This window comes from Streptomyces sp. NPDC014995, from assembly GCF_043080745.1.
In the GTDB taxonomy this organism is placed as follows: domain Bacteria; phylum Actinomycetota; class Actinomycetes; order Streptomycetales; family Streptomycetaceae; genus Streptomyces.
This window is the reverse complement of record NZ_JBIBVX010000013.1, coordinates 281829-301839: the sequence shown is the minus strand read 5'-3', so window position 1 is coordinate 301839 and position 20011 is coordinate 281829. Positions and strand designations below refer to the sequence as shown.

At 72.2% G+C, this 20011-nt stretch carries 15 protein-coding genes and 2 pseudogenes; 3 read left to right on the top strand and 14 right to left on the bottom strand.

The genetic code is table 11. From position 1 onward, the window contains the following. Positions 1–447: 447 nt before the first annotated feature. From ACF1A1_RS26520 to ACF1A1_RS26505, 4 genes are all read right to left on the bottom strand, one after another. The gene (locus ACF1A1_RS26520) at positions 448–777 is read right to left on the bottom strand and encodes a hypothetical protein (protein ID WP_392003311.1); all 330 of its coding nucleotides are present in this window, start codon (positions 775–777) and stop codon (positions 448–450) included. A gap of 120 nt (positions 778–897) precedes the next feature. Further along, positions 898–2913, bottom strand: a complete 2016-nt coding sequence (locus tag ACF1A1_RS26515; RefSeq protein WP_392003309.1) for an FtsX-like permease family protein — start codon at positions 2911–2913, stop codon at positions 898–900. A 19-nt stretch (positions 2914–2932) separates the two neighbouring features. Then, on the bottom strand, positions 2933–3655 hold the full coding sequence (locus ACF1A1_RS26510) for an ABC transporter ATP-binding protein (RefSeq protein ID WP_392003307.1): 723 nt from the start codon (positions 3653–3655) through the stop codon (positions 2933–2935). An 18-nt stretch (positions 3656–3673) separates the two neighbouring features. After that, complete coding sequence (locus ACF1A1_RS26505; protein WP_392003306.1) at positions 3674–4045, bottom strand: DUF4333 domain-containing protein; 372 nt, start codon at positions 4043–4045, stop codon at positions 3674–3676. A gap of 151 nt (positions 4046–4196) precedes the next feature. Here ACF1A1_RS26505 and ACF1A1_RS26500 point away from each other — a divergent pair, with 151 nt between their 5' ends. Next, positions 4197–5363 (top strand): sensor histidine kinase, encoded by a 1167-nt coding sequence (locus ACF1A1_RS26500; RefSeq protein ID WP_392003304.1) that lies wholly within the window; start codon positions 4197–4199, stop codon positions 5361–5363. Here the strand turns inward: ACF1A1_RS26500 and ACF1A1_RS26495 are convergent. Next, positions 5363–5458, bottom strand: a pseudogene (locus tag ACF1A1_RS26495) (HAD-IB family hydrolase); the annotation flags it as partial. The gene ACF1A1_RS26500 and the pseudogene ACF1A1_RS26495 sit on opposite strands and share 1 nt — an antisense overlap. Before the next feature lie 245 nt (positions 5459–5703). On the opposite strand from ACF1A1_RS26495, the gene ACF1A1_RS26490 reads away from it, so the two are divergent. Together ACF1A1_RS26490 and ACF1A1_RS26485 are read left to right on the top strand one after the other, a co-directional pair. After that, positions 5704–6624, top strand: coding sequence for a class I SAM-dependent methyltransferase (locus ACF1A1_RS26490; RefSeq protein ID WP_392003303.1), 921 nt, complete (start codon positions 5704–5706; stop codon positions 6622–6624). A 294-nt stretch (positions 6625–6918) separates the two neighbouring features. Beyond that, positions 6919–8415 carry a vanadium-dependent haloperoxidase gene (locus ACF1A1_RS26485; protein WP_392003301.1) on the top strand — a complete coding sequence of 499 codons (1497 nt, stop codon included), beginning with the start codon at positions 6919–6921 and terminating at the stop codon, positions 8413–8415. A 294-nt stretch (positions 8416–8709) separates the two neighbouring features. On the opposite strand, the gene ACF1A1_RS26480 is transcribed toward ACF1A1_RS26485, so the two are convergent. The 9 genes and pseudogenes from ACF1A1_RS26480 to ACF1A1_RS26440 all read right to left on the bottom strand — a co-directional run bounded on the left by ACF1A1_RS26480 (position 8710) and on the right by ACF1A1_RS26440 (position 19962). Continuing rightward, complete coding sequence (locus ACF1A1_RS26480) at positions 8710–9273, bottom strand: rhomboid family intramembrane serine protease (protein WP_392003300.1); 564 nt, start codon at positions 9271–9273, stop codon at positions 8710–8712. A 285-nt stretch (positions 9274–9558) separates the two neighbouring features. Beyond that, positions 9559–10088, bottom strand: a pseudogene (locus tag ACF1A1_RS26475) (sensor histidine kinase); the annotation flags it as partial. A 42-nt stretch (positions 10089–10130) separates the two neighbouring features. Further along, complete coding sequence (locus ACF1A1_RS26470) at positions 10131–11084, bottom strand: Rieske 2Fe-2S domain-containing protein (protein ID WP_392003298.1); 954 nt, start codon at positions 11082–11084, stop codon at positions 10131–10133. A gap of 246 nt (positions 11085–11330) precedes the next feature. Beyond that, positions 11331–12785 (bottom strand): serine/threonine-protein kinase, encoded by a 1455-nt coding sequence (locus ACF1A1_RS26465; RefSeq protein ID WP_392003297.1) that lies wholly within the window; start codon positions 12783–12785, stop codon positions 11331–11333. Positions 12786–13110: 325 nt separating this feature from the next. Further along, positions 13111–14916: an RICIN domain-containing protein gene (locus ACF1A1_RS26460; RefSeq protein WP_392003296.1), complete on the bottom strand. Its 1806-nt coding sequence runs from the start codon at positions 14914–14916 to the stop codon at positions 13111–13113. Positions 14917–15046: 130 nt separating this feature from the next. Continuing rightward, positions 15047–16807, bottom strand: coding sequence for an amylo-alpha-1,6-glucosidase (locus ACF1A1_RS26455; protein ID WP_392003295.1), 1761 nt, complete (start codon positions 16805–16807; stop codon positions 15047–15049). Positions 16808–16895: 88 nt separating this feature from the next. Further along, positions 16896–17720: a carbohydrate ABC transporter permease gene (locus ACF1A1_RS26450; protein ID WP_392003293.1), complete on the bottom strand. Its 825-nt coding sequence runs from the start codon at positions 17718–17720 to the stop codon at positions 16896–16898. Continuing rightward, a complete protein-coding gene (locus ACF1A1_RS26445) occupies positions 17717–18700 on the bottom strand; it encodes a carbohydrate ABC transporter permease (RefSeq protein ID WP_392003292.1) in 984 nt (327 codons plus the stop codon). The genes ACF1A1_RS26450 and ACF1A1_RS26445 overlap by 4 nt, the downstream gene beginning before the upstream one ends. A 20-nt stretch (positions 18701–18720) precedes the next feature. Next, positions 18721–19962, bottom strand: a complete 1242-nt coding sequence (locus tag ACF1A1_RS26440) for an extracellular solute-binding protein (RefSeq protein WP_392003290.1) — start codon at positions 19960–19962, stop codon at positions 18721–18723. Positions 19963–20011 lie beyond the last annotated feature (49 nt).

Here is a 20011-nt window from a genome sequence, read left to right as displayed (position 1 = left end):
CGGGGGGGGTGGGTTCACCGGGGGGGGGGGCGGGGGTGGGGGGGGCGGGGCGGGGGTGGGGGGGGGGGGGGGGGGGCGGGGGGGCCGCCCCCCCCCGCCCCGGTCGCGCGACAACGTCAGCGCTCAGACGGCGACGGCTGGGGTATTCCTCTCATGCCGACGCCCCCGGGCCAGGCTCCTGTCGAGGTCTGGCGCCGGCGACTGGAACCGGGCACCCGAGCGCCGAGCCCTCCCGGCCGGACAAGCACGATCCGGCCACGCTCGCCTTCCAGACCCGGGGCGCCCGTTTCCGGGTTCTCCCGGATCTCGAAGACCACGGGCGGCGCGAGCCGGTTCGTACCAGCCGGGACGGCCCGGCACAGCGCCCCAGTCCACCGCGTCGATCGCATCCCGCACGACAGGATCCTCGCACCTGGCCAACTCACCGACACCTGCGGCCTCCTGTGTTCACAGACCCTCGACGGCCGTGATCAGCCGCCGTACGGCTTCGTCGACCGTGGAGCGGGGGCAGCCCAGGTTCACCCGCATGTAGCCGTGGCCCTCGATCCCGAACTTCTGCCCCTTGTCCAGCCACAGGCGCGCCTTCGTGAGCATGAACTTGTCCAGGGACTCGGCGCTCATCCCGAGGCCGCGGCAGTCCATCCACGCCAGGTAGAGGGAGTCGGCCGGCAGCACGCGCACCTTCGAGGTGGCGCCGTTGACCGCCCGCGCGAAGTGCGCGTGGTCGCCACGCTCAGCCGGCCCGATGCGGTGACCGAGTTCGCCGAAACAGGGCACCGTAGAGGTACTCGTCCAGGTCGGAGGGGGGACCGCGACCACCGGCATCGGGCGGCGGCCTCGGCGAGCGTGGTGATGCCGGGCCGGCGCCGGGGTGTCGGTGCCACCGTCGGTACGGCGTCAGTCCGCCGTCTGTGCCGGACCCTCCGTCACCTTGCGCAGCAGCGGCCTGCTGCCGGCGATCGCGGCGAGCATGGCCAGCGTGCCGACGGCCACGCAGATCACCAGTTGCACGACACCGGAGGTGTTGATCGTGGTGCCTGCCGCCTTGTTGAGCTGCACGGCGCCGAAGGCGCCCATCGCGGTGGTGCCGCCGGCCAGGACGGCCAACGGGATGACGGTCTCGCGGATCCGCGCCCGGTTCAGCACCTTCAGCGGGGTGCCGGACAGCCGCAGCAGGCCGTAAACCCGGCGCCGGTCGAGGACGTTCGCGGCGGCCGTGAGGCCGGCGGAGGCGGCTGCGACGAGGAAGCTCAGCACCAGGGTGGCGGTGCTGACGGTGGCGACGCGGGCGGTGACCGCGTCGTCCGACGAGGACACGTACTCCTGCGTGAACGGATACCTGCCCGACCCGAGGGGCGTCAGGGCGGTGACGGCGGTGTCGACGCGCTCCTGCCCGCCGGAGACCTGGGCGGTCACGCCCGTGACACCGCCGAGCAGGCCCTCGTAGTCGTCCTCAGTCGCGACGGCGACGGTCGCCGTGACGCCCGCCCGGTGCAGCGCCGTACGGGCCTCGGTGGCCGCGCGCCGGGCGTCGGCGGCGTTCGCGGTGATCACCGCCACCTGGCCCTGGTGGCTCGGGCCTTCGGAGCCCAGCGTGCTGACGGAGAAGAACCCGGCCACGAACCCCGCGAGCACCAGGCCACTGACGGTGCGCCAGGCCCCGCGCGGGTCGTCGCTGAGCCGGCGCGCGGCCAGCAGCGTGGCCGGACGCTTGGCGAAACGGCCCGCGATCCGCCCCAGCCGGTCCACGACCCAGGGACCGAACAGCCAGAACGTGCCGTAGAAGAGCACCAGCAGGGCGACCAGCTGCCGGGCCTTCAGCTGGCCGCTGTCGCCCGTGGTCATCCAGATGTAGGCCAGGACCGCGACGAACAGCACCAGGCGGACCGCCCGGGTGCGGCGCGGGTTGGCCTGCTGGGCCACGCCCAGGGGCGAGGTGGCCACCTGGCGCAGCATCGTCACCGCGCTGACGGTGATCAGCGCGGTGACGGCCAGCACCACGGCCGCGCACCACACCGGCCCCACCCACAGCTGACCGGTGTACCAGGAGCCGACGCCGTACGGCAGCTCCGCGAGCGCGGGCAGCAGTGCCGTGTAGGCGAGCGCGCCGGCCAGCGCCCCGGCCCCGCCGACTCCCGCCGCCTCGGCGGCGGTCATGGCGAGGATCTGCCGTGGGGTCGCCCCGGCCAGCCGCAGTGCGGCGAGCCGCTGTTCACGCCGGGCCGCGCCGAGTCGTCCGGCGGCCGAGGCCAGCACGACGACCGGCATGACGAGGAGCACCACGCCCAGCAGCACGCTCCCCTGGTCGGTGCCGGTGAACGGGCTCGCCCTGGTGCCGGAGAACCCGGAGACCAGCGCGCGCTCCGTCAGCCCCTCGTCGTAGTAGTTCTGCTCCCCGGCAGCCTTGGAGACGGCCGCGTCGCCGGGCGCCCGCCCGACCACCGCGACCAGCTCGTCGGGGGAGGCGAGACCGGCGGCGCCGATCGTGCCGTAGGACTTCACCTTCGGGAAGCGGTCGGCGAGCCGGCCGGCGGGGAGCTTGTGCAGCAACTCGGCCAGGGCGGGCGAGACGTACATCTCGCCCCGCTTCGGGAAGCCGCTCAGGCCGGGTGGCGCGGGGGTCTGCCGGCGGCCGGGCAGCTGAGCCAGGTTCACGACGGTGACGGGTTCGTGGCGTACGTACGTCGTGGTCGTGGCCTGGACGGCCGTGGCCCCCTTCGCCGGTACGGCGTCGGGGGTGCGCCACGTGGTGTGGTCGGCGCGGGCGCCCGCGCCGAGGGAGGCGGCGATCATCACCAGCAGGAGGAACGAGCCGACGGCGGCGGCCCCGGCCGCGAGCAGCTGGGACTGCAGGCCACGGCGGCCGGAGGACCTGGCGAGGTGCCAGGTCAGGGGCAGGACGGGGGAACGCATGGCAGCTACTCCTGCGGGCTCAGGCGACGGTGTACTGGGTGTGGCCGCTGATCCGGCCGTCGCGGACCTGGAGGACCCGGTCGCAGTGCGCGGCGACGTCGGCGTCGTGGGTGACCATCACCAGGGCGGCACCCGTGTCGCGGGTGGCGCGGGTCAGCAACTGGATCACCTCCGTGCTGGTGCGCTGGTCCAGGGCGCCGGTGGGCTCGTCGGCGAAGACCACGTCCGGCTCGACGGCCAGCGCGCGAGCGATGGCGACCCGCTGCGCCTGGCCGCCGGAGAGCTGGCCGGGGCGCCGGTGTTCCAGGCCGTCCAGGCCCAGGGGTGCGAACCAGCGGCGGGCCCGCTCGACGGCCTTCCCGCGCGGCACGCCCTCCAGCATCAGCGGCAGCGCGACGTTCTCCTCGGCGGGCAGCTCCGGCAGCAGCTGACCGAACTGGAACACGAACCCGAACCGCTTGCGGCGCAGCGCGCTGAGCCGGTTCTCGCCCAGCTTGTCGATGCGCTCCCACCCTTCGGCCGGAGAGACCCCCGTCTCGCTCCGCTCGCCGCGCAGCAGCACCTGGCCGTCGTCGGGGCGGATGATCCCCGCCAGGGTGTGCAGCAACGTGGACTTGCCGGACCCGGACGGGCCCATGATCGCCAGCGAGTCACGCTCGCCGACCTCGACGTCCACGCCGGCCAGGGCGGTGGTGGAGCCGTACTTCTTGACGAGGCCGTTTCCGGCCAGAACGGTGCTCATGGTGTGTCGTGGCCCTTCTCAGCGCTCGAAGTTCCAGGTGACGCTCTTGGCGTCGGCCCTGGTCACACGGACGGGGATCTCGACGGTCTTGCCGTCGCTCTTCTCGCCGGTGCAGGTGAGGGTGGCTCCGGTCACGGCCTTGAGAGCGGTCGGGCAGGTGACGCCGGAGAGCTTGTCGCCGACCCAGGGCAGCGGGTGGTACTTGCTCTCGGTGCGCCCCGCGACGATGTTCGCCGCGAGCGCCTTGTGGCCGTCCACCGAGGCCGTGCTGTACTCGTCCAGGCGGCTGGTCGACTCGGTGCCGGCGAGCAGATACGTGCCGAGGCCGCCCAGCGCGACCACGGCGGTCACGCCGCCGACGACGCCGACGAGGAACTTGCTGCGCTGCATGCCGTACTCCTGATGTCCGTGGTGAGGTTGCGGCCCCACCCTCGCCCGGGAGCCCGGGCACGCGCCTCGGCCGAACGGTCGGGATCACGGGCCGGGCCCCTCGGCCGTTCGGCTGATCCCCCTGCCGGGGGCCTCGCCTACGGTGACCGGCATGAAGTCTGTTTCCGCCCGGGGCTGCGCCCGTGGCTTCGCCGTCGGTCTCCTGCTCGCCGCGTCCGTCGTCGACGTTCTCTACGCGGGCGCCGACGGAACGAGCGTCCTGCCGCTGGCAGATCCCGTCTGGCCGACTCTGGCCGTGGTGCTCGTCGGGCTGGCCGCCGTGCTGTGGCCGGCCGGGCGGCGGCCCGAGTGGCTCACGCCGCAGGTGCGCACCGCTGTCCCCGCTCTCGTATCGGCCCTCGTCACAGCGGCTTCGCTGCTGGTCCGAGGAGAGGTCGTGCTCGGCCCCGGCGAGGTCATGATCCTGCTGAGCCTGCTCTTCGTCGCGGTACGGCACTGCCCGCCGCGGTGGGCCGTGGTGTGCGGCACCCTCGACGCGGGCGCGCTGCTCGTCCTGCCGGTACGCGGCGACGTGACGCTGAGCGATGACGTGCTGGGCCTGGAGGTGATCGGTCTGCTGCTGGTCGGCCTCGTCGCCGGGCTCGCGGGCTACCTGCGCTCGATGGACTACCGCCGCACCGTGGCCGTCAGCGAGTCCCGCCGCAGTGAACGCCTGGCCATCGCCGCCGACCTGCACGACTTCGTCGCCCACCACGTGACCGGCATCCTCGTGCAGACGCAGGTGGCCCGCATGATGGCGACCACCCAGCCGCAGGACCTGGACCCGGTCCTGGCCGGCATCGAACGCGCCGCGACCGAGGCCCTCGCCTCGATGCGCCGCACGGTCGGCGTGCTGCGGGAGACCCGTCCCGAGGCGGCCGACCACCGCCCGGTCGGCGATCTCGCGGGCATCGCCGAACTGGTCGAAGGCTTCGCGACCCCGGGCCAGAAGGTCGTCCTGCGCCGCGACCCCACCGTGTCCCACGACCTCCCCCACGAGGTGCAGGCCGCGGCCTTCCGGGTCGTCCAGGAGTCGCTGACCAACATCCGTCGGCACGCGGCCGACGCCACGCACATCGAGGTCCGCCTGCGGGACGACACCGGCCGCCTGGTGGTGTCGGTGGCGGACGACGGTCGGGGCGGCACCCAACTTCCGGCGGCCGCCCACGGCGGCGGCTTCGGCCTCGTCGGCCTGAAGGAGCGGGTGACCGCGCTGGGCGGCGAACTGGCCGCCGGGCCGCGGGGCGGCGTGGGGTGGGAGGTGCGGGCGGTGTTGTGAGCGGCTGTGACCAGCCACCGCTTCTGGCCGGCGTCCCGGTGGGCCCGGGCCAGCGCCCGGGTGCCCGGCCAGATCCGCCCGGCCACGTACTCGTCGCGGCGGGGCGGGGCGGTAGGACGGGCCCCCTCCAGGATCGACTCGATGCGCGACGGGGTGCGAGCCGTGTCCGGCGCCTCACGGGCGCCGAGACGGTCGCCGCCCCGGCCAAGGCGCCGACGCGCCACGCCCGCGCGCCGGCGGTGGGGTGCCATCGCGGAAGCCACCAGGCAGCGGCACCCGCTCCGGACCAACTGCCCGAGCCGCCTGTCCACGGAGCACCCGATGGCGTCACGATGAAGGTATGACGGATCCCATGGACGCCCCGGACAGCCCGCCCCGCCCTGCCAGTCCGCACGGCACGACCGACTCCCGCGGCGGCACGGAAGGCCTGGTGAACTCGGAGCAGGCCGCGGCCTGGAACGGCTACGAAGGCCGGCACTGGGCCGACCACCAGGACCGCTACGACGCACTCAACGACGGGGCCAACGCACCGCTCCTCGCAGCGGCGGCCCTCGCGCCGACCGACCGCGTCCTCGACATCGGCTGCGGCAACGGCCGTATCACGCGCCTCGCCGCCGGCCGCGCGGCGTACGCCCTGGGCATCGACCTGTCGGCGCCCATGCTGGAACGGGCCCGGGCCGGCGCCGCCGCCGAGTCCCTCGACAACGTGGAGTTCGTCCAGGCCGACGCGCAGGTGTACGACTTCGAGCAGGCCGCGTTCGACGCCGCCGTCAGCCGCTTCGGCGTCATGTTCTTCGCCGACCCGGTCGAGGGGTTCCGTAACATCGGCCGTGCCCTGCGCCCCGGCGGACGGCTCGCCTTCGTCTGCCCGCAGCACTTCGACCGCATGGACCAGTCCACCGTCTTCGCCGCGATCGGTGAGCACGTACGGCTGCCGGATCTCTCACGGCCCACCGGCCCGAGCCCGCTCGCCTTCGCCGATCCCGACCACACCCGTCGGGTGCTGGCCGGCGCCGGCTTCGACGACGTGGCCATCGAGGGCGTCGACGCGCCCCAGTACTGGGGCGAGGACGCCGACGACGCGGCCGGCTTCCTCTTCGGTTTCGGGCCGCTGCGCCACTGGCTGCGCGAGGCGGATGCCGATTCCGCTACCGAGGAGCGCGCCCGACGGGCCGCGGCGGACGCCTTCCGCTCGTACCAGGAGGACGGCGGAGTGCGGCTGACGGGCCGCTACTGGCTCGTCACCGCCGTACACCCGTGAGGTCCGGCATCCGCCTCACGAACACACCGTCACTCCCCCAGGCGCCGCCCAGCGCCAGGCCGCCGGCACCGGCCCGTCGGTCATCGGAGCGGATCCGGCTCCTCGCGCGGCGGCGATCCGCCGCGCGCTTCGCCGCGCGGTCCGACTCCTGCCGGTCCCATGGGGAATCCCGCATCGCAGATGTGCAGATATCGCCGGTTGTCCCCTATCGCGCAACGATTCCTTGATGCCTCGTGTCTCATGAGATGAGTGCGATGCCACGCACGACTCATGGGGGAATACGGGGGTATTCGTATGAGTGATCGTCGTTTTGCCGCGCGCGACGCGCGGGTCCGGGCCGCCGAGGCGGAGTTCCAGCGCCACGTACCGGTCCACGCGTCCAACGGGGAGGAGACGGACCACCCCTTCGTCGCGAACTACTCAAAGGCGTTGCCGCACAACAAGTTCGGCGAGGTGGAACCGGCCGCGTACCACCTGCTGCGCCGGGCGCTGGCCACGGGCAGCTACGAGGACTTCGAGCGGATTCCGCTCGCGGACACCCGGAAACTGGTCAACCCGCAGGCGGGACTCTCCTTCGACCCGCAGGGCCCGGACGCCCAGGCGGTGTCCATGCCGCCCGCGCCTCGTATCGACAGCGCGCAGAACTCCGCCGAGGCGGTCGAGCTGTACTGGATGGCGTTGTGCCGAGATGTGCTGTTCACCCGGTTCGCCGAGAGCGAGCTGGTCGCGGAGGCGGCCGGTGAACTGAGCGGGCTGGAGGACTTCCGGGCGCCGAAGCTGGACGGTCAGGTCACCCCGCAGACCATCTTCCGGGGAGACACACGGGGGGATCTGGCCGGGCCGTACCTGTCGCAGTTCCTGCTCAAGGACATCCCGTACGGCACCCTGCTGATCCCGCAGCGGCAGGACACCCTCGTCCGCCCGGTCGACCATCTGACCACGTGGGGCGACTGGCTGGAGGTGCAGAACGGCTCCGAACCGGAGCCGGACGAGCGGGACCTCGCCACCCGGCGCTACATCCAGACCCCGCGCGACCTGGCGCACTACGTGCACTTCGACGCGCTGTACGAGGCCTACCTCAACGCGGCGCTCATCCTGCTGGGCACGAACGCGCCGGTGGACGCGGGCAATCCGTACAACTTCTCCCGCAACCAGATCGCCTTCGGGACGTACGGCGGCCCGCACATCCTCTCGCTGGTGACCGAGGTGGCCACCCGCGCGCTGAAGGCGGTGTGGTTCCAGAAGTGGTACGTGCACCGGCGGCTGCGCCCGGAGGAGTTCGGTGGCCGGGTCCACCAGCAGCTGCGCGGGCAGCGCGAGTACCCGATCGACTCCGGCGTGCTGGACTCCGTCGCCGTCAAGCGGGTCTTCGAGAAGCACGGCAGCTACCTGCTGCCGCAGGCGTTCCCGGAGGGCAGCCCGACCCATCCCTCGTACGGTTCCGGGCACGCCACGGTCGCCGGCGCGTGCGTGACCATCCTCAAGGCATGGTTCGACGAGTCGCACGTCCTGGCGGACCCGGTCGTGCCCACCACGGACGGCACCGCCCTGGAGCCGTACACCGGCCCGGACGCCGACCGGCTCACCGTCGGCGGCGAGCTCAACAAGGTCGCCGCCAACATCGCCACCGGCCGCAACATGGCCGGCGTGCACTGGCGCACGGACTACAGCCAGGCCGTCCGGCTGGGCGAGGAGATCGCCATCGGTGTCCTGCGCGAGGCCAAGGAGGCCACGTTGGAGGACGCGGTCTTCACCCTCAGCCGCTTCGACGGCACCACCCTCGCCATCTGATCTCCTCGGGAGCGGCCGGCCTGCTGCCGCGGGGGTCCCGCGGCAGCAGGCCGGCCGGGCGGTGCATCGAGGGCGGTGAGGATGTCGGCCGGTCCGGCGCGCTTGGCGTCGTCGGTGCCGACGAAGGCCCGGCGGAGCGTGCGGTGGCGATCCATGGCTGATCGTGCGCCAGCCCGCGCCGTCGTCTACGTCCTCGACGGCCACGACGTGGTCCGCGCGCAGCCCCACCCGGGCCGGTGACCCGGCTCGTGACAACCGCCGTCCCACCCACGTGTCCGCCCTGCGGCACGGCGCTCACGCGTACCGGTGCCCTCCCGTGTCCGAGGTCGAGTGGTTGCCGACGCGCGGCCGCCGGAAGGCGAAGGCCGCGGCCACACCGCCCAGCAGACCGAAGAGATGCCCCTGCCAGCTGACCCCGGCAGTCGTCGGCAGGACGCCCCACAGGATCGAGCCGTAGACCGCGGCGACGAGGAGACCGAGCACGATGTCACCGACGCGGCGATCGACGAAGCCGCGCACCAGCAGATAGCCGAAGAGGCCGAAGACGACGCCGGACGCGCCCGCGGTCGTGGAGTGCGCGGGTGCCGTCAGCCACACGCCCAGGCCGCCGGCGAGCACGATCACAGTGACGACGGCGAGGAACCGGCGTGTGCCGGACAGCGCGGCGAGGAAGCCGAGAACCAGCAGCGGCACGCTGTTCGCAGCGAGGTGGTCGAAGCCGAAGTGCATAAAGGCGGCGGGCACGAGGTCCCGCAGCTCGCCGACCTCGCGCGGGCTGACGCCGAACGTGTCCAGGGCGTGGCCGCTCGCCGCGTCGACGGCCTCGAGCACCCACAGCAGGGCGACCCAGCCGGCCATCAGAACGCCGGCGGCCTTGGCCCGGGCCCGGCGCGACTCGGGTGCGGGGCGAGCCGCGCCGTGCGGTCCGTACCGAGATCCAGGATGGTCATGCGATCCGTACACCATGAAGCCCCCAGCTTCGCTCGTGTACTGCTCAACGCCGGGGAGGGGCAGCCCGGTTCCCGCGCCGAGGGCTGGACCGGCGGGACGCCGGGAGGGCCGGCCCGCCTGGTGGGACGCCGGGAGGGCCGGCCACGCAGACCCCTTGCCCTGCGGATCCTCGCGCACCGTGCCGTACGTCGCCTACTGGTCCGTGACCGGCACCCGCCACACCAGGGTGGTCCCGCCGGTGTCCGGGCTGGTCATCCGCAGTTCTCCGCCCAGTTGCCGTGCGCGCTCCGCCATGTTGCGCAGTCCGCTGCGACGGCTCTCGGCCGGGATGCCCACGCCGTTGTCGGAGACCTCGAGCCGAACGTGGCGTCCGTCGGTCTCCAGGGCGACGTCGGCGCGGCCGGCCTGCGCGTGCCGGGCGATGTTGGTCAGTGCCTCGGACAGCACGGCAACCACGTGGTCGGCGGTCTCCTTCGGAACGTGGGTGTCCAGCAGGCCTTCCATGCGGGCGCCGGGCGCGAACCCGAGCACCGGCGCCGCCTCGCCGACCACGCGCATCGCCCGCGCCCGCAGGCCGGGCCCGGCGGCCTCGTCCCGCGAGCCAGAGCGAAGATCGTCGACCTGATGATCTTTATGGTCTCGTCCAGGTCGTCCACCGCCCGCGACACGCGCTCCGAGGCCTCCGTGTGCTCGATGCAGCGGCCCGCGCTCTGCGGGGTCATGCGAGGTCGCGGGCGAGCCCGGTCTTCGCGGGAGGCGGCCGTTCAGCCGGTGTGCCCGTGGGCAGCCCTTTCCGTTCCCGCCCCGCTCCGTTCCCCGTCCGCTTCCCGGCCGTACCGGCGGAGGCGCACCTCGACGTGTCCGTCGAGGATCCGGGTGTCGAAGGCGGGCTGCGGCGCGGTGGCGGGTCCGCGGACGTTCCAGCCGTCCGAGAGCCGGAAGACGCTGCCGTGCCACGGGCACTGGACACATCCGTCGGCGACCGTGCCCTCGGACAGCGGGCCCGCGAGGTGGCTGCACCGTTCGGCGAGTGCGTGGACGGTCCCGCCGGATTCGCGGACCACCAGGACCGGCACGTCGTCCACGAGGCGCCGTACGGGCCGCCCGACCGGGAACTCGGCCACGGCGCCGACCCGGTGCCAGCCCTGACGGATCACATGCGGGACCTCTTCCGCGTGGTTGGCGCCGGACGCCTGGCGGTAGGCCAGGTGACCGCCCAGCAGGCCGCCGATCCCCACGGCGGCCAGGCCCAGGAAGCCGTACGCCCGGCCGGCTGCCGTCCGCCCCTTGAGGCGGCAGGCGAGCGAGGTCGCGTACAGTCCCACGGCGGCCCAGTTCGTCATGGCGTGCACCAGCCCCACGCGCGCCTGCTCGCGGTGCAGATCCGCCCAGTCGACGGCGCCCGCCAGCCCGGCGGGCGCGGCCGCGGCCAGTCCGACACCGATGAGCAGGTTCGCCTCGCGCGAGCGGCCGGGCCGCGTGTCCAGCACGGCTGCCGAAAGCCAGCTTCCGATCGGGACCTGCACCATCAGCGGATGGAGCGGATGGCCGAGCCACCTGCCGTGCAGCAGGTCCCGGCCGCGCCCCAGCGGCAGGGAGCGTACCCGCGCCTGAAGGGCGTCGATCACGGGGTCGGCCGGCGAGGCCCGTTCCAGACGGTCCAGGAGCCACAGCACCCGGTTCTGCTGTGTCCGACGGCGACGCGGCTTTGCACTCATGGGCGCCGAGTCCCCCACCTGCGCGCACGGCAAACGGCGGCGGGCGGGCCCGGCGCCCCGCAGCTCATCCGGTCGGCCGGATGACGGCGCGCACGCAGCCGTCCTCCTTCTTCTTGAACAACTCGTAGGCCCGTGGCGCCTCGTCCAGAGCTCGTCACCGCGCTCAGCGGCAGGCGCGGCGCGTGAGACGGTGACTGCCGGACCGGTGAGGTGACGTCGACCGCGGGATCCGCGGCCGACGTCACCTCACTCCTCCTTCTTCGTCTTCCCGGCCTTCTTCTGAGGCTTTCCGGCCTTGCTGGGATCGCCGGACCGTTCGTCGCTGGTGGTCTGCGCCTCGGTCCTGGCCGGCGTCGCCGTGTCGACCGTCCTCGTGACCCGGCTGTCCGGTGTGTCACTCGCGGTGAAGTGTGACGGTGGGGCCGCAGTGCCGTGTGCGGCTGTGCCGGCGGCCTGCTCCCGGCTCGGGGTGGTGGAAGCGGGGCTGGAGCTCGGATCGGGAGCGGGGCCACGGAGCTGTCCGGCGGAGGCATCGCGGGTGGGGGATGTCGGAGCCGCAGGTCCTGCGTCGTTCCCGGTAGCGGGCGTGCCCGGGGGGTCGGCCTTCGTGGCGGGGCCACTGGCGGCCCGTGTCGTCCTGTCGCCGCTCTCTTGGGGCGGAGAGCCGTCGGAGACGGCGAGAGTGGCGGCCATGACAGCGGCGAGCGCGGCGGTTCCACCAGCGACCAGGATGCGTCCGCGTGCGGGCGTGGTCTTCGGCGCGGCCGCGCCCGCGGCGTGCGGCGGATGCGGGTGCGTGAGGTCGGCCCGCGCCGGTGCCTGCCTGGGGACCATGCTCGTGACGCCGGCCGCGGGCGCAACGGATGTGCGGTCGGTCGTGCCGGCCAGGGCGGTCAGTGTCCGGGCGCAGTCGCGGGCCGGTGGGCGGTCCCGCGCCTCCAGGGCGGTCATGTCCCGCAGCAGGTCCGCGAGTTCTTCCGGCAGGAAGCCGGGCAGTTCGGGCCGGCGGTGGAGTCGTGCGATCGCGGCCTCCAGGGGGCCACCGTCATATTCGAGTCTGCTCGTGATGCATTCGAGGAGCACCAGCCCGAGGGCGTAGATGTCGGCGGGCGGGCCGACGGACTGGCCGAGCACCTGCTCGGGCGACAGGTAGGCGGCCGTGCCGATGAGTGCGCCGGTAGCGGTGCGGGTGGTGGCGTCGAGCAGCCGGGAGATGCCGAAATCGGTCAGGTGGGGGTGGCCGGACGCGTCCAGGAGGATGTTCGAGGGCTTCACGTCACGGTGAATGATCCCTGCCTCGTGCGCGTGGGAGAGGGCCCGGGCGAGGTCGGCACCGAGAGCGGCGGTCTCGCCGGGGGGCAGGGGGCCTGCGGCGATGCGGTCCTTCAGCGTAGGGCCTTCGATCAGCTGCATGACCAGGTAGGCGCGGCCGTTGTGCCGTCCGGCATCGTAGACGGTGACCAGGCCGGGATGATGCAACCGGGCCAGGATCACCGCCTCGTTGTCGAAGCGCTCCTCCATGTCGAGATCGGCTCCGGCGCGGAAGACCTTGACGGCCACCGGTCGTTTCAGACGGAGGTCGAAGCCGCGGTGGACGTCGGCGGCGCCGCCCGAGCCGATGACCGCGTCCAGGCGGTACCGCCCGGCCAGCACTTCCGCGGAACTCAGGGACAGTGCCAGAGCCGACTGGCGGAGCCTCATGTCATCTCCCACTACTTCAACGGGTGCTGCGCGTGCAGGCGCTCTTCATCAAGAGGGCGCCGAACACGCGTACCCCTGAGAGGCCGGCGTACCCCTGTGACACCCCGATGCCGGCCACCCTCCCCGCGTACGGGCCTGATGTCGGCCCGGGGGGAGTCGGACCCGGTGACGACCCGTATGAGCACGAGCGGGGTTCGGCTTCCTCGTCGCGGTGGGCGCCTTCCGGTCGCGGTACACGCCCCCCTGACCCGCGACGCGCGGCCGTCCGGCAGCGATGTGCACGGACGGCCGCGCGGGTCAGGCGGCTCGTGGGAGTCGTGGGCCGTCAGCCCTTGCCGAGCAGACGCCAGATCTGGTTCCTCTTGTTGGTCAGTGCGCTCGCGGGGTCACAGGTCCACTGGTGGATCGGAGACCCGGCTGCGGTCGAGACCTGGCTGACGTCGACGCACTTTCCGCTGTGGACCGCGGCCAACTGGTGGTCCTTGCTGTTGCCGAGCGCGGTCACCGGGCGCAGCGTGAACTGCTGGTTGGTGCCGCCGTTGCAGGTCCACTGGACGACGGCCGCGCCGTCCGCGGTGGAGGCGCCGGACACGTCCAGGCACTTGCCGCTGTGCTCGTTGACGATCGTGTACGTGTCCGCCTTGCCCGCCACCGGCTTGAGGTCGAACATCTGCTGGTAGCCGCCCTCGCAGTGGTACTGCTGGTACTGCGTGCCGTTGACGGTGGAGAGGTTGGTGTCGTCCAGGCACTGGCCGCTGTGCTGGGCGACGGCGACCGTGGAGATCGTGGTGTTCGACGGCGGGAGCAGGGTGACGGTGTAGCCGTCCTTGGCGTCCGTCCAGGGGACGGTGAGGGAGGCGCTGTTGTCGCCGACGGTCAGGGTCCGGTCGGAGACGGTGACCGGGCCGGTCACGGCGGCGCCGCCGTTGTGGGGGATGCGCTGGACGACCGCGCGGACCCGGCCGTCCTCCACCACGGAGGTGGTGTCGAGACGGTCGAGGTTCACGGTGACGGTGCCGGTGTTGCCGTTGCTGCCGAGCAGGATCTTGGCGTTCCTCGCGGAGTTGTCCTTCGCCGCCAGGCCGTCGGTGCCGGTGCCCGGGGTGAACTTCACGATGTTGCCGGTCTGGGAGCCGTAGTACCGGTAGAGGAACCACTCCCCCAGCGGCAGGTACTGGCCGGCGCTGTTCTTGGTGAGCAGGTTCGCCTGGAAGTCGTGCAGGTTGTCGGCGGACGCCCAGTTGGCCCGCAGGCCGTCCGCCCCGGCCCGCTCGAGGCGGGAGATGTACCAGCCGCCGCGGCCCGGGGTCTGCTCGTCGGTGCCCGCGTACTCGTTGACCTGGAACGGGCGGCTCGTGGTCATCGACCGGGCCGACAGCTTGGACCTGACCGCGCCCGCGTCCGCGACGGGGTCGCCGGGCAGGTTGTGCCAGCTGTAGATGTCCGGCTCGACGTTGTTGGCCTTGACGTGGTCCAGGTACGTGTTCCACCAGGACGAGCCGTTGGACGCGGGCTTGGAGGCGGTGCTGGGACCGACGATGACGGCGCCCGGGATGGCGGCCCGGATCCGCTGGTGGGCCCGCTTCCACATCTCCAGATACTGGGCCTGCGACCGCGCCCAGAAAGGAGTCCAGTCCGGTTCGTTCCAGATGTCCCACTCGACGTCGGTCATGCCGGCCGCCCGCACGTCGGCGATGAGGCGGTCGTAGAAGGCGTTGAAGGCGGACCAGTCGCCGTTGTCACCCGGGAAGGTGGGTTCGGTCGTCCCGTCGGCGCCCCACAGGTCGTGCGGCAGGATGACGAAGGTCCCGCCGAGCGCCTTGGTGCGCTGGTACTGGGCGCGGGTGGAGTTCCACCGGCGGTCGTACTTGCCGGCGACCCAGCCGCCGGGGTTGTCCAGTTGGGCGCCGCCGGCCCGCATGAACTTCCACTTGATGTCCTTGTAGAAGTGCTCCTGGGGCAGCGCCCCGTTCTCGGACATGCCGTAGATCGTGCCCGAGGCACGGTAGGTGGGGGCGCCCCCGGCGGTCGCGAAGTCGACCGCGACGGTGGTGTCGGCGGCCTGCGCCGTGGTGCCGGGGAGGCCGACGGCCGCGAGTGAAGCGCAGAGCACGGCGAACGTCGTGGGCACGCGGAGGCGACGGGCTTTCGCCCTGGCAGGGCCTTGGGTGCGTCTGGAGGAGGGAAGGCTGCTGCGAGGTGTGGTCATGACGGGTCTCCCATCGGGTGCTGCCCGGGCACGGCTCGGCCCGGACGGTCGGTCAGCCGGCGGCGGTCCGGGCCGGCTCGGTACGACATCGGAGTGCGTGGGCCTCGGCGAGGAGGAGGTAGCCGGCGGCGGTCCAGGTGTAGGCGCGGTCGCGCAGGCCCGTGCCGGTGAGGGCGTCGAAGTTCTCGGCGAATCCGGAGGTCTCGCACAGGGCGCGGAAACGGGCGCTGATCTCGTCCGCGAGGCGGTGGTGGCCGGCCCGGCGCAGGCCGTCCTCGACGAGAACGGTGGACGGCGCCCAGATCGGGCCGCGCCAGTAGCCGTCGGACAGGTAGTGCGGTGAGGTGGGCTGTTCGGTGGCCAGGCCGTGCGGGGTCAGGTGGGCCTCGATCCGGTCGGCCAGTGCGGCGCTCATGTCCTGCGGCAGGTGCTCGCCCAGTGCGATGGGCATCAGGTCGAGGAGACTGGCGCTGCTCCAGGTGTCCCCGCCGCCGGCCGAGCGGGCGACGAACCGGTCGCCGGTCCACAGCTCGTCGAGCATCGCCGCCTGTGTCGCCCCGGCCGTGCGCAGCCATCTGCGGGCGTCGTCCGGCATCCCCAACTCCTGGGCCATGGCCGCGAGTTCGCGCAGTTGCAGGGTGAGAAAGGCCGCCAGGTCGGCGGTGACGACCACGCGTTCGGGGTCGAAGGTGGTGGCGTTGTCCCAGCCGCTGTCGTTGCCGTGCTGGTAGTGGGGCAGGGTGGCGCCGGGTGCGCGCCGCGCGGTGAGCCAGAAGTCCGTCCAGCGGGTCAGTCTGTCGTACGCCTCGGTCAGTTGCGCCGGGGTGAGAGGTGCGGGGAGTCGCCGGCGCAGGTGGCGCAGGGCCCAGCCGTGGATGGGTGGTTTGACGAAGTTGTGCAGGACTTCCGAGTGGGTGACCGAGTCGGGCAGGGCCCCGCTCTCGTCCTGGTGGTCGAAGGGCAGGGAGAACTGGTCCCAGGCCAGTTCCGGCTGTCCCGGGGCCAGGGCGAGGGCGTTGAAGCAGTGGTCCCAGCTCCACACCTTGTCCATCCAGTGTTTGGACATCAGTACGGCGGGCCGGGTCACGAAGCCCTTCGGGTCGACGGCCGCGGACCACAGCACATAGGCGGCGAGCTCCGCGGCGGGCGTGGCGGACGAACGCCAGGGCGCGACGGCGTCGGTGAAGGCGGCGAAGGCCGCGCGCGCGGCTGCCACGATCCCGTCGAAGGTCGCCGACGAGGTGTAGGAGCGGCGCGCGGTGTCGTACTCCTCGACCGCGGCCTCCCAGACTCCGCCACTCCCGGCGCCGATCGTCACCCCGCGATCGCCGCTGCCCAGCGTCTGCGTGCCGGACGCCTCGGCCACGGTCCCCGACAGGATGGTGATCCGGTAGCGCCGCCCGGTCTCGTACGAGGTGAACACGTACGCCTCGGTGCCGGGCTCCCGGTAGAAGTAGGTGCCGCTGAACGGGGTCAGGGCCGTCGCGGCCGCGGTGATGCGCAGGGCCACGCCCGTCCCGCGCAGGCGTACGGTGTCCGGCGACTCGTAGGCGAGGCCGACCCGCCCGGCCGGGCTGATCCAGCTGAGCAGGCCCGGTGTCGCCTCGACGCGTGTCTCGGCGCGGTCGCCCGTCGCCGCGTCCAGCGGGACCAGGCGCAGGACGGCGTGCATGCCGTTCTGGTGCGAGACGAGGTGGAGGTCCTCGGCGTACGTCTTCTCCGCCACCACGGGCGAGATGCCGAACCAGGATCCGTGCGTGCTGAACGGGATGTCGTGTACGGAGAAGGCCGGGCCGGATCGGGCGGCGGTCATGGTGTGTGACTCGTTTCTCGAGCAGGGGTCATCGACCGGCCGGCGCGCGGACGCACGGGCGCGTCAGCCGTGACGGGAGGAGGGGGACTCAGTCCTTGACGGCACCGGCGGTCACGCCGGCGGCGACGTAGCGCTGGGCGAGGACGAGGATGACGGCGGCCGGCAGCGAGGCCACGACGGCGGTGGCCATGATGGCGTTCCACTCCTGGTTGTTGTTGCCGATGTAGTGGTAGATGCCGAGCGTGATCGGTTCGTGGGCGCCGCCGTTGACGAGGGTGCCGGCGAAGACGAAGTCGGACCAGGACCACAGGAAGGCGAACAGGGACACCGTGACGACGGCGTTGCGGCTCATCGGCAGGACGATCGACCAGAAGGTGCGCAGGGACCCGGCCCCGTCCGTCTTCGCGGCCTGCAGGAGTTCGCCGGGGATGCCGGACATGAACGCGGTGAAGATGAGGACCGCGAAGGGCACGGCCAGGGTGGAGTCGGCGACGATCAGGCCGGGAACCGACTGGAGCAGGCCGAGGCTGAGATAGATGGCGTAGAAGCCCATCGCCATGATGATGCCGGGGATCATCTGTGCGGCCAGCAGGACGAAGCTGAGGATGCCGCCACCGCGCGGGCGCAGCTTGGCCAGCGCGTATCCGGCGGGCGCGGACAGGGCGACGGTGAGGACGACGGTGCCCAGACCGATGACGAAGCTGGTGCCGAGGTAGGGCAGTTGCTCTTCGACGACCCTGCGGTAGCCGTCCAGCGTGCCGTGGGCGGGAAACAGGTCCGGCGGGCTCTTGCGCAGGTCCCGCTCAGGTGTGAAGGACACGTTGAGCATCCAGTAGACCGGGAAGAGCATGACCGCGGTCAGCAGCAGGCCGACGGCCGTCTTCCACCACGTACGGCTGGTGCCCGGGCTCATGACAGTGCCTGCTTTCGCTGGACCTTCAGGTAGATCAGGCCGAACACCAGCGCGGCGACGACCAGCAGGTTGCCGACGGCCGCGCCCGGGCCGAAGGCGGGCAGGAGGTTGCCGAAACCGAGCTGGTAGGACCAGGTGGCGAAGGTGGTGGACGAGTCCGCCGGGCCGCCCTTGGTCATGATCCAGATGATGTCGAAGACCTTGAGCGTGTAGACCAGGCCCAGCAGCAGCGTGATCGCGGACACCGGGCGCAGCAGCGGGAAGGTGATGCGCCAGAAGCGCTGCCAGGCGTTCGCCCCGTCGAGGGCCGCCGCCTCGTACAGCGAGTTCGGGATGGACTGCAGGCCGCTGTGGAGCACGACCAGGTTGAAGGGGACGCCGATCCAGATGTTCGCGATGATCACCGAGGTCAGCGACCACGACGGTGACGTCAGCCAGTTCACCGGGTCGACGCCGACAGCGCTCAACAAGGCGTTGACGACGCCCGAGTCGCTGTTGAGCATCCACGACCAGGTGGAGGCCGAGACGATGAGCGGGAGCAGCCAGGGCACCAGGAACAGGGCTCGGAGGGTCGCCGACAGTCTGAAGTGCTGGTGGAAGAAGACCGCGAGGGCCAGGCCGATGGCGTACTGGAAGACCAGGCACACGGCGGTGAAGACCGCGGTGTGGAGCAGGGCCGGGGCGAAGGTGGGGTCGTCGAAGACGGTCAGGTAGTTCTCGATGCCCGTGAAGGGCGCGTCGCCCCGGACGAAGGAGCGGACCGTGTAGTCGCGCAGGCTCAGGTCGATGTTGCGGTACAGCGGATAGGCGTAGAAGAGGACGAGGTAGAGGGTCACCGGGGCGAGGAACGCCCAGGCGGCCCACTGCGGGGAGGTCGGACGGCGCCGGGCTCGCGCGGGGGCCGGGGGCGGGGCGGCGGTGGCCGCCCCGTTCCGGGCGCTCACGGACCGGTGGTCCGACAGCTGCGTCGTGTGGTTCATCGCGGACCGGAATTCCCTGGCTACTTGACGGCGGCCTGGGCCTTGGCCAGCGCGTCCTTGGGCGACTCGGCACCGCTGAGGGCGGACTGGACGGCCTTCCACAACTGCTCGGAGATCTTCGGGTACTTGGTGCCCAGGTCGTCACTGGTGCGGCCCTTGGCCGCCTTGACCGCGTCGACCCAGGGCTTCAACTCGGCGTTCGCCGCGACCTGCTTGTCCTGGACCTCGCTGGTGGGGGCCACGTAGGAAAGGGTGGTGTCGGTGTCGTACAGGTTCTGGGTGCTGGTCAGGCAGGTCGCCAGCTTCTGGGTGGTGGCGTAGCGGCCGGTGTCGCCCTGGACCGGGATGGTGACGAACTCCCCGCCGGTCGGGGCCGCGGCGTTGCCCCCGTCGGCGCCGGGTATGGGCAGGACGCCGTAGTCGAAGCCCGCCTTCCCCGCGTTGGCGAGCTGCCAGGTGCCGTTCTCCGCGAAGGCGTAGTCGCCGCTCGCGAACTCCTGCCAGCTGGTCGTCTGGGTGTTGTTGATGACCGAGTTGGGGGCGTGGCCCTTCTCCAGCCAGTCCTTCCACAGCGACAGGGCGGACGCGGCCTGGGCGGAGTCGAGTGCGGTCAGCTCGGCGCCCGAGCCCCAGAACCACGGCAGGAACTGGAAGCTGCCTTCCTCCGTGCCGATCGCGGAGAACGTGATGCCCTTCTTGCCCGCCGCCTTCACCTTCGCCAGCGCCGCCGTCAGGGACTTCCAGTCCTTGACCGAGGCGATGTCCACCCCGGCCTCCTTCAGCACCTCCTTGTTGTAGTAGAGGGCGAGGGTGTTGGCGCCGATCGGCGTGCCGTAGGTCTTCCCGCCCGACTGGCCGGCCGCGAGCAGGTTGGGGTCGACCTTCGAGGTGTCCAGCTTGTTGTCGTCGGTCGTGGTGAGCACGCCCGCCTCCGCCAGGGTCGACACGACCGGGTTGTCGACGATGAGGACGTCCGCGGAGTTGTCCTGCTGCGCGGCCAGCAGGGCCTTGTTCGACAGGTCGCTGGTGTCGAAGGCGGTCCGCTTGATCTTCACACCGGCCTCGGTGCCGCAGTCGTCCAGCAGCTTCGCCCAGGCCGAGGTCTTGTCGAACTGCGGGTAGGGGTCCCAGACCGTGTACGTGCCGCCGTCCGCGCCCTTGGTGTCGGCGCTGCCCGAACCGGAGGAGCAGGCGGTGCCGACGACGGCGACGACGGTCGTCAGGGCAGCGGCGGTGAGGCGGCGTCCGGAGGATCTGCGCATTGCGGGTTCCTTAGTTCTTGGCACAGGGGTGCCCTGGAGAGAGGGGAAG

What these genes read in the sequence shown, in the direction of transcription:
- ACF1A1_RS26515 (WP_392003309.1), bottom strand. Translation starts at nt 2,913, where the DNA reads ATGCGTTCCCCCGTCCTGCCCCTGACCTGGCACCTCGCCAGGTCCTCC.
- ACF1A1_RS26510 (WP_392003307.1), bottom strand. Translation starts at nt 3,655, where the DNA reads ATGAGCACCGTTCTGGCCGGAAACGGCCTCGTCAAGAAGTACGGCTCC.
- ACF1A1_RS26505 (WP_392003306.1), bottom strand. Translation starts at nt 4,045, where the DNA reads ATGCAGCGCAGCAAGTTCCTCGTCGGCGTCGTCGGCGGCGTGACCGCC.
- ACF1A1_RS26500 (WP_392003304.1), top strand. Translation starts at nt 4,197, where the DNA reads ATGAAGTCTGTTTCCGCCCGGGGCTGCGCCCGTGGCTTCGCCGTCGGT.
- ACF1A1_RS26490 (WP_392003303.1), top strand. Translation starts at nt 5,704, where the DNA reads ATGACGGATCCCATGGACGCCCCGGACAGCCCGCCCCGCCCTGCCAGT.
- ACF1A1_RS26485 (WP_392003301.1), top strand. Translation starts at nt 6,919, where the DNA reads ATGAGTGATCGTCGTTTTGCCGCGCGCGACGCGCGGGTCCGGGCCGCC.
- ACF1A1_RS26480 (WP_392003300.1), bottom strand. Translation starts at nt 9,273, where the DNA reads ATGGCCGGCTGGGTCGCCCTGCTGTGGGTGCTCGAGGCCGTCGACGCG.
- ACF1A1_RS26470 (WP_392003298.1), bottom strand. Translation starts at nt 11,084, where the DNA reads ATGAGTGCAAAGCCGCGTCGCCGTCGGACACAGCAGAACCGGGTGCTG.
- ACF1A1_RS26465 (WP_392003297.1), bottom strand. Translation starts at nt 12,785, where the DNA reads ATGAGGCTCCGCCAGTCGGCTCTGGCACTGTCCCTGAGTTCCGCGGAA.
- ACF1A1_RS26455 (WP_392003295.1), bottom strand. Translation starts at nt 16,807, where the DNA reads ATGACCGCCGCCCGATCCGGCCCGGCCTTCTCCGTACACGACATCCCG.
- ACF1A1_RS26450 (WP_392003293.1), bottom strand. Translation starts at nt 17,720, where the DNA reads ATGAGCCCGGGCACCAGCCGTACGTGGTGGAAGACGGCCGTCGGCCTG.
- ACF1A1_RS26445 (WP_392003292.1), bottom strand. Translation starts at nt 18,700, where the DNA reads ATGAACCACACGACGCAGCTGTCGGACCACCGGTCCGTGAGCGCCCGG.
- ACF1A1_RS26440 (WP_392003290.1), bottom strand. Translation starts at nt 19,962, where the DNA reads ATGCGCAGATCCTCCGGACGCCGCCTCACCGCCGCTGCCCTGACGACC.